A 15,839-nucleotide genomic window follows, 5' to 3' on the forward strand; every position below is an offset into this window, starting at 1 on the left:
GTCCTGCTCGGAAATACGGTTCTGAACCGCCCCGAGTGAGGTGGAAACTCGTTTTCCGTATGGGGACCGAGTCATGGCACGGCCTGCCCGTTACCCCAATGCCGCGTAGTTAGCGCGAGACGGGATCCGTCAAATCAGCGGAGGCGACGGCGTGTTGCAGCGGCATGAGGACGGGACCTCGGGTATGGCAGGTGATCGACCAAGATCTGCCTGCTGTGCGAGGTCCCGTTGCGAAAGCATTCTGCCACCCCTCCCCCTCACCCTCACCCTGCCGATACTCCCAGCGGCGTTTTCGCCCCGGGACACCTGGGCGGGCTGAGCCACTACCTTCCTGTCGAGCTCGTGGATGATGTTCTGGCCGAGAGCCGGACCGTCCAACAGCGCCTGCGCCTGCTGCCCTCACGCGTCGGCATCTACTTCATGCTCGCCCTGGCCTTGTTCCCGTCACTCGGCTACGTACGGGTATGGGACAAGCTAACCGCCGGCCTGCCGGACGGCGACCATGCGCGTCCCAGCGAGAAGGCACTGCGGGATCTGCGCCGACGAGTGGGTCCGGTGCCCCTGAAAGCGCTGTTCGAGGTCGTGGCCGGACCGTTGGGCCAGCCCCGGACACCCGGGGTGTCCTATCGCCGTTGGCGAACCGTTGCCTTCGACGGATGCTCCTCGGTCAAGGCTCCTGACCAGGAACGGAACCTCAACTGGCTCGGTAGGACCCGGACCCGACTGGGGTGGGCCGGCTACCCGATGATCCGGCTGATGGTTCTGTGCGAGACAGGAACCCGTGGCCTACTCGGAGCCGTGTTCGGCCCGGCCGAGCGCGGTGAGGGCTTCTATGCACAGCAGCTTCTCCACCTCCTGTCATCGAGAACGCTGCTGCTGGCCGACCGGGGATTCGACGCGAACGATTTTCTGTCGGCGGTCGCCGACACCGGCTCTCAGCTGCTCATCCGCCTCAAGCCCCGTCGCCGTCCGGCAGTCCTCGCGGTCCTGCCCGACGGCTCCTACCTCACCTTCCTCGGCCCGCAGAAGGTCCGCATCATCGACGCGGAGATCAGCATGACGACCAGTGACGGACAGCGCGTTTCCGATCACTACCGCCTCGCGACCACGTTGCTGGACCACCGGACCGACCCCGCAACGATCCTGGTCCGGCTTTACCACGAACGCTGGGAGATCGAATCTGCCTTCTACGCCCTGCGGCACACCCTCGCCGAGGGCCAGGTGTTGCGTTCCGCAGACCCCACGGGTCTTGAACAGGAAGTATGGGCACAGCTCACGCTCTACCAAGTCCTGCGGGCCGCCATGGTGGACGCGGTGGAGTCCGTCGCTGGCACCGACCCGGACCGGGCCAGCTTCACCATCGCCCTGGAAGCCGCGCGCGACCACGTCGTCCGCGGCCCCGGACCCCTCCAGGACAGCTCCATCGGCGCTGTCGGCAGAATCGGCCGCGCTGTCCTTGCGGGCCTCCTGCCCAAACGCCGCCTACGCACCTGTAATCGCAAGGTCAAAGCGCCGATGTCCCGCTACTACTCTCGCCTCACCGACCCCCGGCCCCGCACCAGCTCCGCCATCGAGACCCTGGAGTTCAGGGTCTTCCAGTCGCCGAGCGCACAGCCCCCACCCAAGAGCACCGCGCCTACGGACGGCCGCCGGGCGGGACGCGGCCCCGGCCACACCGGTGAAGGACAGAGGAACCGAACGCTCCAGCTCATGCGCACCGCCCCCGAAGCGACCTGGAAGTCCTGTGACCTGGCGCGATCGCTCGGTTACAGCAACATCCACAGCTTCCGGGCGTCGATGAAACGCTGGACAGCCGAGGGCCTGATCCGCAAGGTCGGCAGAGGCACATACAAGCTCGAACAAGCTTGGGGCATCGCTGATTTGACGGATCCCGTCTCGCGCTAACTACGCGGCATTGCCGTTACCCACTTGAGCTGCGCCATCGTGCGGTGCGCATGGTCGCCGAGGTGCGCGACGCCCATGCGGACGAGACGGCCGTTCTACAGACGGTCGCACGGCGTATGAGAAGCATCAAAGTCGGTCGAGTTGCCGTAAGGGAGTCGTCAACGGTGGTCGAATCCGGCCGGAGAGGGGCTTTCCTCTACTTGTCAGATTCCCCTCCGAACCTCACTGGGAGCTTGCGATGGCCGACGTGGCCTTCGTCGTCACCACGATCACAGTGCTCGCGCTCGTGGCTCTCGTCGCCAAGGGGGCGGCGAGGCTGTGACCGTCGAGAACATCGTCGGTCTGATCGTGGCCGCCGTCCTGCTGGGTTACCTCGTCCTCGCCCTGCTCTTCCCGGAGAGGTTCTGAGCACCCTATGAGCCCTGTCCTCGCCGGCGTGCTCCAGCTGCTCGCGCTCATGGCCGCGCTGGCACTCGCCTACGTCCCCCTTGGCAACTACATGGCCAAGGTCTACTCCTCCCCCAAGCACTCACGGGTCGAGAAGTGGATCTACAAGGCCATCGGCGCCGACCCGGACACGGAGATGCGCTGGCCCGCGTACCTGCGCGGTGTGCTCGCCTTCTCCGTGGCCGGCGTCCTCTTCCTCTACCTGCTCCAGCGTCTCCAGGGTGTACTGCCCGGCTCGCCGGACTTCGCCGCCATCGACCCGGACCAGGCGTTCAACACCGCCGTGTCCTTCGTAACCAATACCAACTGGCAGTCGTACTACGGCGAACAGGCCATGGGCCACGTCGTGCAGACCGCCGGTCTGGCCGTGCAGAACTTCGTCTCCGCCGCGGTCGGCATCGCCGTCGCCGTGGCCCTGGTGCGCGGCTTCACCCGGTCACGCACCGGTGAACTGGGCAATTTCTGGGCCGACCTGGTGCGCGGTGTCATCCGTCTCCTGGTTCCGATCGCCGCCCTCGCCGCGGTCGTCCTGGTGGCCTGCGGAGCGATCCAGAACTTCTCCGGCATCCACGAGGTCGGCCAGTTCATGGGCGGCGCCCAGCAGTGGAACGGCGGCGCGGTCGCCTCGCAGGAGGCCATCAAGGAACTGGGAACCAACGGTGGCGGCTACTTCAACGCCAACTCCTCCCACCCCTTCGAAAACCCCACCCCGTTCACCAACCTCTTCGAGATCTTCCTGATCCTGCTGATCCCGTTCTCACTCACGCGGACCTTCGGTGTCATGACCGGTTCAGTGCGTCAGGGCTACGCGATCCTCGCGACCATGGCCACCATCTGGGTCGGCTTCGTCGCCCTGATGATGTGGACCGAGTTCGCCCACAACGGCCCGGCCTTGGACATGGCGGGCGCCTCGATGGAGGGCAAAGAGGTCCGCTTCGGCGTGGGCGGCTCGTCGGTCTTCGCGGTGTCGACCACTCTGACCTCCACGGGCGCGGTGAACTCCTTCCACTCGTCCTTCACCGGTCTCGGCGGCGGCATCACCATGCTCGGCATGATGCTGGGCGAAATCGCGCCCGGCGGAGTGGGCTCCGGGCTCTACGGCATGCTGATCATGGCAGTCGTCGCGGTGTTCATCGCCGGACTGATGGTCGGCCGTACCCCCGAGTACCTGGGCAAGAAGATCGGCACCCGTGAGATCAAGTTCGCCGCCTGCTACATCCTCATCACCCCGACACTGGTGCTGGCCCTCACCGCGGCTGCGATGGCCCTGCCCACCCCGGGCAACTCGATGACGAACAGCGGAGCGCACGGCTTCTCCGAGGTCCTCTACGCCTACACTTCCGCCTCGAACAACAACGGCTCGGCCTTCGCCGGACTGAACGCCGACACCCAGTGGTTCAACACCACTCTGGGGCTCGCCATGCTGCTCGGCCGTTTCCTGCCGATGGTGTTCGTCCTGGCGCTCGCGGGTTCGCTGGCCGAGCAGAAGCCGGTACCGGCCACGGCGGGCACCCTGCGCACCGAGAAGCCTCTGTTCAGCGGCCTGCTGGTGGGCGCCGTCCTGATCGTCACCGGCCTGACCTATTTCCCGGCGCTCGCGCTGGGCCCGCTCGCCGAAGGACTGGCGGCATGACCACCAACACGCACCAGCACGAGGACTCGATGTCCACAGCCACCCCGCCCCGGGCACCGCACAGCGACGCACCCGCCGGGCACAGGTCCGAGGAAAGCCGCGTCGGCGCGGGCCTCTTCAACCCGAAGCAACTGGTCAAGTCGCTGCCCGACGCCTTCCGCAAGCTCGACCCGCGGGTGATGGCGAAGTCACCCGTGATGTTCGTCGTCCTCGTCGGCTCCGTCCTGACCACGGCGTCCTCCTTCGTGAACCCCGGGGACCGGTTCGGCTGGACCATCAGTGCATGGCTCTGGCTGACCGTGATCTTCGCCAACCTGGCTGAGGCGGTCGCCGAAGGCCGCGGCAAGGCGCAGGCCGACACCCTGCGCAGGGCCAAGACCGACGCTGTCGCCCGCCGCTTGCTGGGAGAATGCGAGGAGCAGGTGCCCGGCGCCGAGCTGAGAGTCGGTGACCTGGTGGTCTGCGAGGCCGGGGACGTCATCCCCGGTGACGGTGATGTCGTCGAGGGGGTCGCCTCGGTCGACGAGTCGGCGATCACCGGCGAGTCGGCCCCCGTCATCCGCGAGTCGGGGGGTGACCGCAGCGCTGTCACCGGCGGGACGAAGGTCCTCTCCGACCGCATCGTCGTAAGGATCACCACGAAGCCCGGTGAGACCTTCATCGACCGGATGATCAACCTGGTCGAGGGGGCGGCACGGCAGAAGACGCCGAACGAGATCGCGTTGAACATCCTGCTGGCCTCTCTGACCGTTGTCTTCCTTTTGGCCTGTGCCACGTTGACGCCGTTCGCCGACTACGCGGGCACCGAACTGACGCTGGTCGTACTGGTGGCGCTGCTGGTCTGTCTCATCCCGACCACGATCGGCGCTCTGCTCTCCGCGATCGGGATCGCGGGCATGGACCGTCTGGTGCAGCGCAACGTCCTGGCGATGTCGGGTCGCGCGGTCGAGGCCGCCGGTGATGTGTCCACGCTGCTGCTGGACAAGACCGGCACAATCACACTCGGCAACCGGCAGGCGGCCGAGTTCGTGTCGGTGCGCGGGACCACCGAGGCCGAAATGGCGGATGCCGCCCAGCTCTCCTCGCTGGCCGACGAGACGCCCGAGGGCCGCTCCGTCGTCGTGCTCGCCAAGGAGCGGTACGGGCTGCGCGAACGCCACCAGGGCGAACTCGCAGGAGCCGAGTGGATCCAGTTCACCGCCCAGACCCGCATGTCGGGAGTGGACACAGGCGGCCGAAAGGTGCGCAAGGGCGCGACGGGTTCGGTCATAGCCTGGGTCGAGGAGCGGGGCGGCACGGTGGCCGAGGACGCGGACGCGACCGCCGACCGTATCTCGAAGGCGGGCGGCACCCCGCTGCTGGTGGCCGTCGAGGACGATCGCGGTGCACGCGTCCTGGGCGTCATCCACCTCAAGGACGTCGTCAAGGACGGCATACGGGAGCGGTTCGAGGAACTGCGCCGCATGGGCATCAGAACCGTCATGATCACGGGTGACAACCCGCTGACGGCCAAGGCGATCGCCGACGAGGCCGGCGTCGACGACTTCCTCGCGGAGGCCACTCCGGAGGACAAGATGTCGCTCATCAAGCGCGAGCAGGCCGGCGGCAAGCTGGTCGCGATGACCGGCGACGGCACCAACGACGCGCCCGCCCTCGCGCAGGCCGACGTCGGCGTGGCCATGAACACCGGCACGTCGGCCGCCAAGGAGGCCGGCAACATGGTCGACCTCGACTCCAACCCGACCAAGCTCATCGAGATCGTCGAGATCGGCAAGCAGCTCCTCATCACCCGGGGTGCGCTCACCACGTTCTCCATCGCCAACGACGTCGCCAAGTACTTCGCGATCATCCCGGCGCTGTTCTCGGCCGTCCACCCCGGCCTGGACAAGCTCAACATCATGCGGCTGGCCTCGCCGGACTCCGCGATCCTGTCCGCGGTGATCTTCAACGCACTGATCATCATCGCGTTGGTCCCCCTCGCCCTGAAGGGTGTCCAGTACCGACCGGTGAGCGCCGACCGGATGCTCCGCCGCAACCTGGCCGTCTACGGCCTGGGCGGGCTGATCTCCCCGTTCATCGGAATCAAGATCATCGACCTGCTCGTCTCGCTCATCCCCGGAATCGGGTGAAGGACATGAAGACCTCCGTAACCAGCACTGCCCGGCTGCTCGGGGCGGGCCTGCGCGCCCTCCTCGTGCTGACCGTGGTCACCGGCATCGTCTACCCCCTGGTGATCACCGGCATCGCCCAGGGGCTGTTCCCCGGCAAGGCGAACGGCTCCGAGATCAAGGCGGACGGCAAGGTCGTCGGCTCCTCACTGATCGGCCAGTCGTACGACCTGCCGCTGGAGGACGACCAGGAGACTCCGGAGCCGGACCTGAAGTGGTTCCAGGGACGCCCGCAGAACGGCCTCGGCACCAACAGCGTCAACACCCGGTACGACCTCATCGTGTCCGGAGCCACCAACCGCTCCGCCGACGACGAAGAACTCATCCAGTGGGTGGAGGACGCGAAGGCCGCCGTCGTCAAGGACAACTCCGCGGGCGGACACACCGTCAATCCCTCGGACGTGCCCGCCGACGCGGTCACCTCCTCCGGCTCCGGCCTGGACCCGAACATCTCCCCCCAGTACGCGGACATCCAGGCTCACCGGGTCGCCGAGCTGAACGGCCTGCCCGTCGAACGGGTCCAGGGACTCGTCGACGAGCACACCGAGAACCGCACGCTCGGCTTCATCGGCGAACCCAGAGTGAACGTGCTCGAACTGAACATCGCGCTGAAGAACCTCGCGGCCCAGAACTGATGGGTCCACACGAACGCGGTGGGAGCCGACGGTCAGGAAGCTTTCCCGGGACCGCCGGCTCCCACCGCGACGAACTCCCGGCGGCCCGTTTCGTCCCCGCGCACGACAGGAAAGGCGCACACCGATGACCCGAGTGCTGGTCGTGGAGGACGACCCCCAACTCGTACGCGTACTCGTTCTCAACATGCGGGCCCACCGGTACGACGTGGACGCGGCACCGGACGGCGCCACGGCCCTACGGCTTGCGGTGGCACGCCAGCCGGACGTGGTGGTCCTCGATCTCGGTCTACCGGACATGGACGGTACTGACATCATCGAAGCGCTGCGTGGCTGGACCCGTGTGCCGGTCCTTGTGCTGTCGGCACGCGGAGCCTCCGAGGAGAAGGTTGCCGCTCTCGACGCGGGGGCCGACGACTACATCACCAAGCCCTTCAACATGGACGAACTCCTGGCGCGCCTGCGCGCCGCTGCCCGCCATACGGAGACTGCGCCCGTTGCTGCCGAGACGACGCTGGTCATGACGGACGACTTCACCATCGACCTGGCGGCGAAGAGGGCCCGCCGGGCCGGCAGCGACGTCCGCCTGACCCCGACGGAATGGCACCTACTGGAGATCCTGGTGACCCACCCGGGCCGTCTCGTCACGCAGAAGCACCTTCTGCACGAGGTGTGGGGCGAGGTTCAGGGCAACAAGACCAATTACCTGCGGGTGTACATGGCCCAGCTGCGCCGCAAACTGGAGGCCGACCCCTCCCACCCCCGCTACTTCATCACCGAGCCCGGAATGGGCTATCACTTCGAGTGCTGAGCGGCAGCCCCACCGGCACACCTCGACCACCACGGGAACAGGGACGAGACGATGGCACGCGGCAAGCTGCGGATCTACCTCGGCGCGGCACCGGGCGTCGGTAAGACCTACGCCATGCTGTCCGAGGCACACCGCCGGATGGAGCGCGGCACCGACTGCGTGGTCGGCTTCGTGGAGCACCACGACCGGCCGCGCACCGAGGTGATGCTGCACGGCTTGGAGCACCTGCCCCGCAGGCGGCTGGAGTACCGGGGAACCACGTTCCCGGAGATGGACCTGGACGCGGCGCTGTCCCGTCGCCCCGAGGTCGTCCTCATCGACGAACTCGCCCACACCAATGTCCCCGGCTCCCGCAACACCAAACGCTGGCAGGACGTGGAGGAACTGCTGGCCGCCGGTGTCGACGTCATCTCCACGGTCAACATCCAGCACCTGGAGTCGCTCGGCGACGTCGTCGAGTCCATCACCGGTATACGCCAGCAGGAGACCGTCCCGGACGAGGTCGTGCGCCGCGCCGACCAGATCGAGCTGGTCGACATGTCACCGCAGGCGCTGCGCCGCCGGATGGCGCACGGCAACGTCTACAAACCCGACAAGGTCGACGCCGCCCTTTCCCACTACTTCCGCCCCGGCAATCTCACCGCCCTGCGTGAGCTGGCCCTGCTCTGGGTGGCGGACCGCGTCGACGAGCATCTGCAGCAGTACCGCAGCGAGCACCGGGTCCGCACGATCTGGGGGTCGCGCGAGCGGATCGTGGTCGGCCTGACCGGTGGCCCGGAGGGCCGGACGCTGATACGGCGGGCCGCCCGTCTCGCGGAGAAGGGAGCCGGCGGTGAGGTGCTGGCCCTCTACGTAGCCCGCAGTGACGGACTGGCCTCGGCCTCGCCCAGAGAACTGGCCGTCCAGCGGACCCTGGTGGAAGATCTCGGCGGCACCTTCCACCATGTCATCGGTGACGACATACCGACCGCGCTCCTGGAGTTCGCCCGAGGGGTGAACGCCACACAGATCGTGCTCGGAGTGTCCCGGCGCAAGGGTTGGCAGTACGTCTTCGGCCCCGGCGTGGGCGCCACCGTGGCGCGGGACTCGGGACCGGATCTGGACGTCCACCTCATCACCCATGACGCGGTGGGCAAGGGCCGCGGCCTCCCGGCCGCCCGGGGTGCGCGATTCGGCCGTGCTCGGACCGTCGCCGGCTGGCTGACCGGTTCGCTCGGCCCCGTCCTGCTCACCCTACTGCTGAGCGCCGCCCTGCCCGACCTGGGCCTGGCCAACGACATGCTGCTGTTCCTCACGCTGACGGTGGCGGCGGCACTGCTCGGAGGCCTGATGCCCGCCCTGGCCTCCGCCGGGACGGGGTCGCTGCTGCTCAACTGGTACTTCACTCCACCGGTCCGGACCTTCACCGTCGCCGACCCGCAGAACATCGTCGCCATCGCGGTCTTCGTGGGCGTCGCCGTCTCCGTGGCCTCGGTGGTGGATCTCGCGGCCCGCCGTACCGACCAGGCGGCCCAGCTCCGCGCAGAGGCGGAGATGCTGTCCTTCCTCGCCGGCAGCGTGCTGCGCGGCGAGACCAGTCTGGAAGCGCTGCTGGAACGCGTACGGGAAACCTTCGCCGTGAACTGCGTGGCGTTGCTGGAACGGGAGGACGACACGGCCCCGTGGACCTGCGCGGGCGCTGTCGGAGACGGCCGGGCCGTCGGGCGTCCCGAGGACGCCGACGTGGACGTGCCGGTGGGCGACCACATGGCACTGGCGCTCTCCGGCCGGGTGCTGCCCGCCTCCGACCGCCGCGTCCTGGCCGCCTTCGCCGCGCAGGCCGCCGTCGTCCTGGACCGCCAGCGATTGCAGTCCCAGGCCGACCAGGCCAGGGATCTGGCCGAGGGCAACCGCATCCGCACCGCCCTGCTCGCCGCCGTCAGCCACGACCTGCGCACCCCGCTCGCCGGCATCAAGGCATCCGTGACGTCACTGCGTTCGGACGACGTGGCCTGGTCCGAGGAGGATCGGGCCGAACTCCTCACCTCGATCGAGGAGGGCGCCGACCGCCTCGACCACCTGGTCGGCAACCTGCTCGACATGTCCCGCCTGCAGACCGGTACCGTCACCCCGCTCATCCGTGAGGTGGACCTGGACGAGGTCGTACCCCTCGCCCTGGGCGGCGTCCCCGAACCTGAGACGACCGTGGCCCTGAACATTCCGGAGACCCTGCCCATGGTGGCCACGGACAAGGGGCTACTGGAACGCGTGGTCGCCAACGTCGTGGAGAACGCGGTCGAGTACAGCCCTCGGGGCGAGCCGGTCCTGGTGGCGGCCAGCGCTTTCGCCGACCGGGTGGAACTGCGCGTGGTCGACCGGGGGCCAGGCGTCCCCGACGAGGCCAAGGACCGCATTTTCTCCCCTTTCCAGCGCTACGGCGATGCCCCGCGCGGCAACGGAGTCGGCCTCGGCCTGGCGGTCGCCCGCGGATTCGCCGAGGCCACGGGCGGCACCCTGCACGCCGAGAACACCCCCGGCGGCGGTCTCACCATGGTCCTCAGTCTCCCCGTCGCGCCAGGCCGCCCGCCGGTCGTTCCCGGCCTTCCCGCCACCACCACGGCGTAGGGGGCACCACGTGCGGCTCGTCCCGCGTTCTGTGTGTCCTCCTGGAGAAGCTGGTTCCGCACTGCGAAAGGAGTTCAGCGATGTCTCTCCCGAACGGTCCTTCCTCCCCGGATCCTTCCACGTCGCAGGAGGTCGCCATTCAGCAGGTCGTCGACCATTTCGCCGTTTATACCCGTATCCGCAGGGCGCGCGACGGCATCCCTACCGCCGTCCATTTCACCCCCCGAGACGAACAGCGCGCCTTCGACGATCTGCAGCAAGCCATCTCCCGGTTGCGCACCTTGCCCCGGTGACACGGCCAGGCCGGTCCGTCGAGGACCCATTACGGACACGGCAGCCGGCCGTACTGTCCTCGGTCACAGCTGCGGTCGGTTCATCTGTCAGAGGCCGATACGGGCTCCGTCGAACTCGGGGCGGCCGTCACCCTGCCTGGCAGACCTCGGCGTCAACCCACTGGTGAGCCGTTGCGCAGCGGCCAATCGCCGAACACGCCGTGGCCACCGGTGCTGCCCTCGGTACTGGTCGGCCGGCGCACGGCGACTCGCCCGGTGGTGGTCGACAAGCCACGAGGTGTGTCCGCCCTCGGCGGTGACCGCCTTACGCAAAGGGCCGGGCGCCGGTGAGTGTGCCGAACGTGTGTCAGTTGCACCAACTGGTCGGGCCGCGGTAGTACCGCCGCCGTTCAAGGCGCCGCCAGGCCGCGCGTGAGGTCCCGGAGGGAGACTCGGCCGGACCTCCGGCCTGCTCACCCGCCCGGCGCTGCAGGTGTGCCAATGCGACGACGAGGGCGGCGATGTCCACGCTGCTCGGACGGCCACGCTCCACGCGGAAGCAGGGAATGGATCCTACCGGCATTGACACGGACGTCTCCCCTCGCCGGGCCGGATGCGTGTCGGCAGGCCCACCCACCAGACGCTAACCCGGCCCACGGTCACGGACCGCGCCCGCTCGCGGGACTGGGGTCGATGCTGGGGCGGGTACCGGGGCGGCCGTCCCTGCCGGTGGGCCAGGCTGTTCGTCCACGACGACCTTGTACTGGTTGCCGGACCCCTGGAGCGCTCGTGAGTGACCCGATCCGAGGCGAGGCCGCACACCCCCGGCTGCGCGGCCACCTGATCGCACACCGGCAGCGGTACCTCGTCCATCTGAGCGGTTGCCTGCTGTTCTCCAGTGGGGGCGGTCTGCTTCGTCCACGCCGATCCGGGGACCGCCCCCCTCGACGTCCTCGCGCTGGGCGTGCTGGAGCACGCTCCCCTGACCATCGGCGCCGTCCAGGCCCTGGTGGCCCTGGCCGTCTGGACGGCGTGGAACCGGCGACGGCCACCGCTGTCGCCGTTCCTCACCTTCCTCCTGTGCGGCAGCCTGATCGACGTCCTGCTGGCGGTCGGAGCAGCCGGTCACCTGCCGCTCCGGGCCGGTGGCCTCATGCTCGTCGGCGTTGCGCTGTGCACCTACGGGTCCGCGCTGATCGTCATGAGCGGTGTCGGGATCCGGGCCATGGACCTGGTGGCCATCTGTATGACGCACCGCTGGCGCTGGCCGTTCCGGGCCGCCAAGGGAAGCCTCGAACTCGTCCTGCTGGTGTGCGGCTACGTCCTGGGCGGGCCTGTGGGGCTCGGCACCGTCTGCTTCCTGGTGTTCGCCGACACCCTGATCCAGCCCTGCATGTGGCTGAACACCCGCCCGTTCTCGCTGCGCAATCACGGGCTGGACCGGCCGACGCCGGCGCCCGCCTACGGTCCCGACCCCGCCTGAGCGAAAGGCTTTCGACCATGCTCCTGTCCGACCTGTACATCGCCGGCCTCGGTGCCCTCATACCCGAGCGTGTCACCACGAAGGAAGCCGTCTCCGCCGGATGGTACGACGCGGCGGAGGCGGAGGCCCTCGGCTGGGAGTCGGTGGCCGTCGCGGGTGACGTGCCCGCCCCGGACCTGGCGATCGAGGCAGCGCGCCGGGCGCTGGAGGGGTCGGGCCACACCCGTGCCGACATCGACGTGCTGATGCACGTGTCGTGCAACCATCAGGGTCCCGACATGTGGTCACCACAGCACTACGTCCTGCGGCACACCGTGGGCGGGAACATCCCGGCCATGGAGATCCGTCAGGGGTGCAACGGTTTCCTCGCCGCGATGGAACTCGCGGGCACCTATCTGGCCGCGGCCGCGGACCGTACGGCCGCGCTCATCACGTCGGCCGACAACTGGGGAGACCCCCTGGTCGATCGGTGGCGGGCCACTCCGGGCGGATTGTTCGGTGACGCGGCGACGGCCTGCGTGCTGTCCCGCCGCGGTGGTTTCGCACGTCTCGTCAACGTCCGTGCGATGTCGCTGCCGGAGCTGGAGGAGCTCAACCGGGGCGGGGAACCGCTCTTCCCTCCGGGCTGCACCACAGGTGTCCGGGTCGACCTCCGGGAGCGCGCGGCCACGTACAAGGGCAGTCAGGACCTCGTGAACGCCGGGCGCCTGATGGGCGAGACGCAGCGTGCCCTGATCCGGGAGACGCTGGACGAGGCAGGGTTGACGGCGGACGACATCACCCGGGTCGCCCATCAGTTCGTCGGCGACCTCGGCGTGCTTCACCGGCTGCTGGAACCGTTCGGCGATGACGTCGGCGTGTCCAAGGGGGTCTGGGACTTCGGGCGCTCGGTGGGGCACACGGGTGCCAACGACCAGACCAGTGCTCTGCACCACCTCGTGTCGAGCGGACGACTGCGGGCCGGTGACCGCGTGATGCTGCTGGGCGCCGGGGCCGGTATCTCCTTCTCCTGCGCTGTCGTGGAAATGCTGGACGCCCCCGCCCGGGCGGCCGCGGTGGACGCGACGGCATGACCGTCGTCACCCGTGATACCCACGGCGCCGGCCCCGCCCGGCCGGCGGACCGTTGGGTGCTGCGTATGCGCGATGCGGCCGGCCGGCCCGATCCGCTGCTGCGGCTGGTGTGCGTTCCCTACGCGGGAGGCGGCGCGGCCGTCTATCACGGCTGGGCGGAACGTCTGCCGGCCGTGATCGAGCCCTGGGCGGTGCGCATGCCCGGCCGTGACGCCCGGCTGCACGAACCTCTGCGGACCGACCTGGTGACGACGGCGAGTGAACTGGCCGACGCCCTGGTCCCCCTGCTGACGGAGCCCTACGCGTTCTTCGGCCACAGTCTCGGGGCGTTCCTGGCGTTCGAGACCGTGCGTGCGCTGCGGGAGCGGGGCGTGCAGGAGCCGGTCCTGCTGGTTGTGTCGGCACGCAACCCGCCGCAGCAGCGTACGTACACGGGTACCGTCCACCGCCTGCCGGACGACGAGTACCTCGACGTGCTGGACCAACGGTACGGGGCGATACCTCCGCTGCTGCGCGAGGACGCCCAGATGCGCGCCCTGTATCTGCCGATCCTGCGTGCGGACACGACCATGCTGGAGCAGTACCGCTATGCGCCGGGGCGCCCTCTCGGGTGTCCCGTCCTCGCCTACGGCGGCGTCGAGGATCCCGAGACGTCGGCAGTGACGCTGGGCGCCTGGGCGGACGTGACGAGTGGCGGATGCACCACCGCGCTCCTGCCCGGCGGCCACTTCTTCCTGGGGCCTTCGCGAGACGGTCTGCTCGCTCATCTGGCTGACGAATTGCTGCGAGCGCTCGTGCCGTGAGCACGGTTCCGGTCAGCACCGTCGTGCCGTGATGAGGACGTAGCCGAGACCGGGCGTGTAGAAGGTGTCGACTTCCGGGTCGAGCAGGGCCGCCACCACCTGCTCGCCTGCGACGTCCACCCATTCGGCGCGGTGCTCGAGCATCATCGAGCGCAGTCGGCGTCGAACCGGTTCGGGGACGCGGATGTGGGGGGTGACGTCCGTGAGATCGAGGATCTCGAAGCCCTCGCCGGCGAGCAGTGGTTCGTAGGCGTCGAGAGGTACGGCCGTGACCAGAGGGTGGGGCGCGGACCAGTCGCAGCCCGGCTCGTGGAACATGTCGGCGATGGCCAGGCGGGCCCCCGGCCGCAGGACACGTGCCGCCTCGCGGAGGGCCCGCGGTTTGTCCGGCATGTGGATGAGCGACTCGAGAAACCAGCCGGCGTCGAAGGAAGCGTCTGAGTAGGGCAGGCACTGGGCGTCGGCCAGTTCGAAATGGACCCGGTCGGCGAGGCAAACGGTGCGGGCCCGGGTGCTGGCGTGCTCGATCTGACAACGGCTGACGGAGACGCCGAGTACTTCGACCGCGTGGCCGCCGGCCAGGTGGAACGCCGGCTGTCCGATGCCGCACCCGATGTCCAGCACACGCTGACCCGTCTGCGGCGCGAGGCGTTCGACCATGAGCGCCGTCAGATGCTCGGTGGCGGCCTGGAACGTCGAGTGGTCCTGCTCGTTCGCCCAGTAGCCGAGGTGCAGGTTGCTGTCGCAGACCCTGGCGTGGAACTCGCTGAAGGAGTCGTACAGTTCAGCGACGGCTTCGGCATTGGACCGGTGCGGTGAGGTCATCCCGTACCTCTTGTCTCACGTGTCGTGGTGCGGTGCCACCGGGCAGGCGGCTCTCCCGCGGCACCGCACGATGCTGTCAGGTGGTGTAGTACCAGCTCATCGGTTCCGCCTCGGACCGGGCGGGGACGGTCGTGGCGTCGGGGCGTGGAGCGGATGAGGCGCAGCGGCGACGCAGGGCGTCGAGGGCGGGCAGCGCCTGTGTCACGGTGTCGAAGGGGAGACCGAAGTCGATGAGGCAGGCGACCTCGTCCACCCCCGCTGTGCGCAGCCGCTCCACCGTGGCGGCGCACTTGTCCTCGGTGCCGAGCAGGGAGCGGCGGCTGTAGTAGTCCTCGGCCATCAGTTCGGCGAGCCGGTCCTGCTCGGCGGCATCGGTGCCGCGGGAGTGCCCGCCGACCTTGTCGTCGTTGCGCTTCTGGGTCATGAAGGAGGCGAGGTAGCGCTTCACCGGCTCGCGCACCAGCTCCCGGACCGTCTTCTCGTCGTCGCCCACGTAGGTGTGCATGCCCACGGTGACCGTGCCGGACGCCGGGTCGTGGCCCGCTCGTTCGCGTGCGGCACGGTACCGGGTGACGTCCTCTTCCAGCTTCTCCCAACTGGTCAGCAGAGAGAGGACATTGAGCCCACGTTCGCCCGCTTCCAACCACGTCTGCGGGTTGGAGGTGTGCACCAGCCACATCGGCAGTTCGGGCCGGCAGGGGCGAGGATAGGTCCGTACCTCCAGGGCCCGCCCGTCCGGGCCCTGGAAGGTGCGGGTCTCCCCTCGCCAGAGCGCGGCCACCGTCGCGATGTTGTCCAGGGTGTACTGCCGTCGGTCCTCGTAATGGTCCGGGTAGAAGACGAAGTCGCCCTGGTGCCAGCCGGTGGCGAAGCAGACGCCGACACGGCCCTGCGAGAGCTGGTCCACGAGGGACCACTCCTCCACGACACGGACGGGATGGTGGTGGGGCAGCACCACGCTGCCGGCGCGGATGTGCAGGTTCTCCGTGGCGACGGCCAGCGCTGCGGACAGGACGGCCGGGTTGGGGAAGCTGCCGCCGAACTCCTGGAAGTGGCGTTCCGGGGTCCAGATGGCGGTGAAGCCGTGCCTGTCGATGAAACGTGCGACGTCCAGGATGAAGCGGTAGCGGGCGCCGAAGTCGTTGCGGTCGTTGGCAGAGAAGAAGTAGACGCTGAAGTCCAT

Annotated in this window: 14 protein-coding genes; 11 read left to right on the forward strand and 3 right to left on the reverse strand. The window is 68.7% G+C overall.

The genetic code is table 11. The features are described 5' to 3' along the window. The first annotated feature begins 228 nt into the window (after positions 1 to 228). The 8 genes from KYY02_RS22605 to KYY02_RS22640 all read left to right on the forward strand — a co-directional run bounded on the left by KYY02_RS22605 (position 229) and on the right by KYY02_RS22640 (position 10,493). Entirely contained in the window at positions 229 to 1,905 is a 1,677-nt protein-coding gene (locus KYY02_RS22605; protein ID WP_371240667.1) for an IS4 family transposase, read from the forward strand. Between the two features lie 318 nt (positions 1,906 to 2,223). Beyond that, positions 2,224 to 2,313, forward strand: a complete 90-nt coding sequence (gene kdpF, locus KYY02_RS22610) for a K(+)-transporting ATPase subunit F (protein ID WP_371240669.1) — start codon at positions 2,224 to 2,226, stop codon at positions 2,311 to 2,313. 7 nt (positions 2,314 to 2,320) lie between these two features. Then, positions 2,321 to 3,985 carry a potassium-transporting ATPase subunit KdpA gene (kdpA, locus tag KYY02_RS22615; RefSeq protein WP_371240671.1) on the forward strand — a complete coding sequence of 555 codons (1,665 nt, stop codon included), beginning with the start codon at positions 2,321 to 2,323 and terminating at the stop codon, positions 3,983 to 3,985. Then, positions 3,982 to 6,114, forward strand: coding sequence for a potassium-transporting ATPase subunit KdpB (gene kdpB, locus KYY02_RS22620; protein WP_371240673.1), 2,133 nt, complete (start codon positions 3,982 to 3,984; stop codon positions 6,112 to 6,114). Before kdpA ends, kdpB begins: the two co-directional genes overlap by 4 nt. A 5-nt stretch (positions 6,115 to 6,119) precedes the next feature. Next, positions 6,120 to 6,788, forward strand: coding sequence for a potassium-transporting ATPase subunit C (locus KYY02_RS22625; RefSeq protein ID WP_371240675.1), 669 nt, complete (start codon positions 6,120 to 6,122; stop codon positions 6,786 to 6,788). A gap of 124 nt (positions 6,789 to 6,912) precedes the next feature. Next, positions 6,913 to 7,596, forward strand: coding sequence for a response regulator (locus KYY02_RS22630; RefSeq protein ID WP_371240677.1), 684 nt, complete (start codon positions 6,913 to 6,915; stop codon positions 7,594 to 7,596). Positions 7,597 to 7,647: 51 nt separating this feature from the next. Beyond that, on the forward strand, positions 7,648 to 10,200 hold the full coding sequence (locus KYY02_RS22635) for a DUF4118 domain-containing protein (RefSeq protein WP_371240679.1): 2,553 nt from the start codon (positions 7,648 to 7,650) through the stop codon (positions 10,198 to 10,200). Between the two features lie 80 nt (positions 10,201 to 10,280). Then, the gene (locus KYY02_RS22640) at positions 10,281 to 10,493 is read left to right on the forward strand and encodes a hypothetical protein (RefSeq protein WP_371240681.1); all 213 of its coding nucleotides are present in this window, start codon (positions 10,281 to 10,283) and stop codon (positions 10,491 to 10,493) included. A 346-nt stretch (positions 10,494 to 10,839) separates the two neighbouring features. Here the strand turns inward: KYY02_RS22640 and KYY02_RS22645 are convergent, their stop codons facing one another. Continuing rightward, the gene (locus tag KYY02_RS22645) at positions 10,840 to 11,055 is read right to left on the reverse strand and encodes an acyl-CoA carboxylase subunit epsilon (RefSeq protein ID WP_371240732.1); all 216 of its coding nucleotides are present in this window, start codon (positions 11,053 to 11,055) and stop codon (positions 10,840 to 10,842) included. A gap of 315 nt (positions 11,056 to 11,370) precedes the next feature. Here KYY02_RS22645 and KYY02_RS22650 point away from each other — a divergent pair, with 315 nt between their 5' ends. From KYY02_RS22650 to KYY02_RS22660, 3 genes are read left to right on the forward strand one after another with little or no spacing between them, the layout of a single operon-like run. Then, positions 11,371 to 11,955, forward strand: coding sequence for a YczE/YyaS/YitT family protein (locus KYY02_RS22650; protein WP_371240683.1), 585 nt, complete (start codon positions 11,371 to 11,373; stop codon positions 11,953 to 11,955). Between the two features lie 17 nt (positions 11,956 to 11,972). Then, the gene (locus KYY02_RS22655; protein WP_371240685.1) at positions 11,973 to 13,028 is read left to right on the forward strand and encodes a ketoacyl-ACP synthase III family protein; all 1,056 of its coding nucleotides are present in this window, start codon (positions 11,973 to 11,975) and stop codon (positions 13,026 to 13,028) included. Beyond that, positions 13,025 to 13,831, forward strand: coding sequence for a thioesterase II family protein (locus KYY02_RS22660; RefSeq protein WP_371240686.1), 807 nt, complete (start codon positions 13,025 to 13,027; stop codon positions 13,829 to 13,831). Before KYY02_RS22655 ends, KYY02_RS22660 begins: the two co-directional genes overlap by 4 nt. 12 nt (positions 13,832 to 13,843) lie before the next feature. On the opposite strand, the gene KYY02_RS22665 is transcribed toward KYY02_RS22660, so the two are convergent. Next, the gene (locus KYY02_RS22665) at positions 13,844 to 14,656 is read right to left on the reverse strand and encodes an SAM-dependent methyltransferase (protein WP_371240688.1); all 813 of its coding nucleotides are present in this window, start codon (positions 14,654 to 14,656) and stop codon (positions 13,844 to 13,846) included. Between the two features lie 76 nt (positions 14,657 to 14,732). Further along, positions 14,733 to 15,839, reverse strand: coding sequence for a MupA/Atu3671 family FMN-dependent luciferase-like monooxygenase (locus KYY02_RS22670; protein WP_371240690.1), 1,107 nt, complete (start codon positions 15,837 to 15,839; stop codon positions 14,733 to 14,735).

This window comes from Streptomyces pimonensis (assembly GCF_041380215.1).
Lineage (GTDB): Bacteria > Actinomycetota > Actinomycetes > Streptomycetales > Streptomycetaceae > Streptomyces > Streptomyces pimonensis.

Coding starts and splice junctions, on each gene's coding strand:
- kdpA (WP_371240671.1), top strand. CDS start 2,321: ATGAGCCCTGTCCTCGCCGGCGTGCTCCAGCTGCTCGCGCTCATGGCC.
- kdpB (WP_371240673.1), top strand. CDS start 3,982: ATGACCACCAACACGCACCAGCACGAGGACTCGATGTCCACAGCCACC.
- KYY02_RS22625 (WP_371240675.1), top strand. CDS start 6,120: ATGAAGACCTCCGTAACCAGCACTGCCCGGCTGCTCGGGGCGGGCCTG.
- KYY02_RS22630 (WP_371240677.1), top strand. CDS start 6,913: ATGACCCGAGTGCTGGTCGTGGAGGACGACCCCCAACTCGTACGCGTA.
- KYY02_RS22635 (WP_371240679.1), top strand. CDS start 7,648: ATGGCACGCGGCAAGCTGCGGATCTACCTCGGCGCGGCACCGGGCGTC.
- KYY02_RS22640 (WP_371240681.1), top strand. CDS start 10,281: ATGTCTCTCCCGAACGGTCCTTCCTCCCCGGATCCTTCCACGTCGCAG.
- KYY02_RS22645 (WP_371240732.1), bottom strand. CDS start 11,055: ATGCCGGTAGGATCCATTCCCTGCTTCCGCGTGGAGCGTGGCCGTCCG.
- KYY02_RS22655 (WP_371240685.1), top strand. CDS start 11,973: ATGCTCCTGTCCGACCTGTACATCGCCGGCCTCGGTGCCCTCATACCC.
- KYY02_RS22660 (WP_371240686.1), top strand. CDS start 13,025: ATGACCGTCGTCACCCGTGATACCCACGGCGCCGGCCCCGCCCGGCCG.
- KYY02_RS22665 (WP_371240688.1), bottom strand. CDS start 14,656: ATGACCTCACCGCACCGGTCCAATGCCGAAGCCGTCGCTGAACTGTAC.
- KYY02_RS22670 (WP_371240690.1), bottom strand. CDS start 15,839: ATGGACTTCAGCGTCTACTTCTTCTCTGCCAACGACCGCAACGACTTC.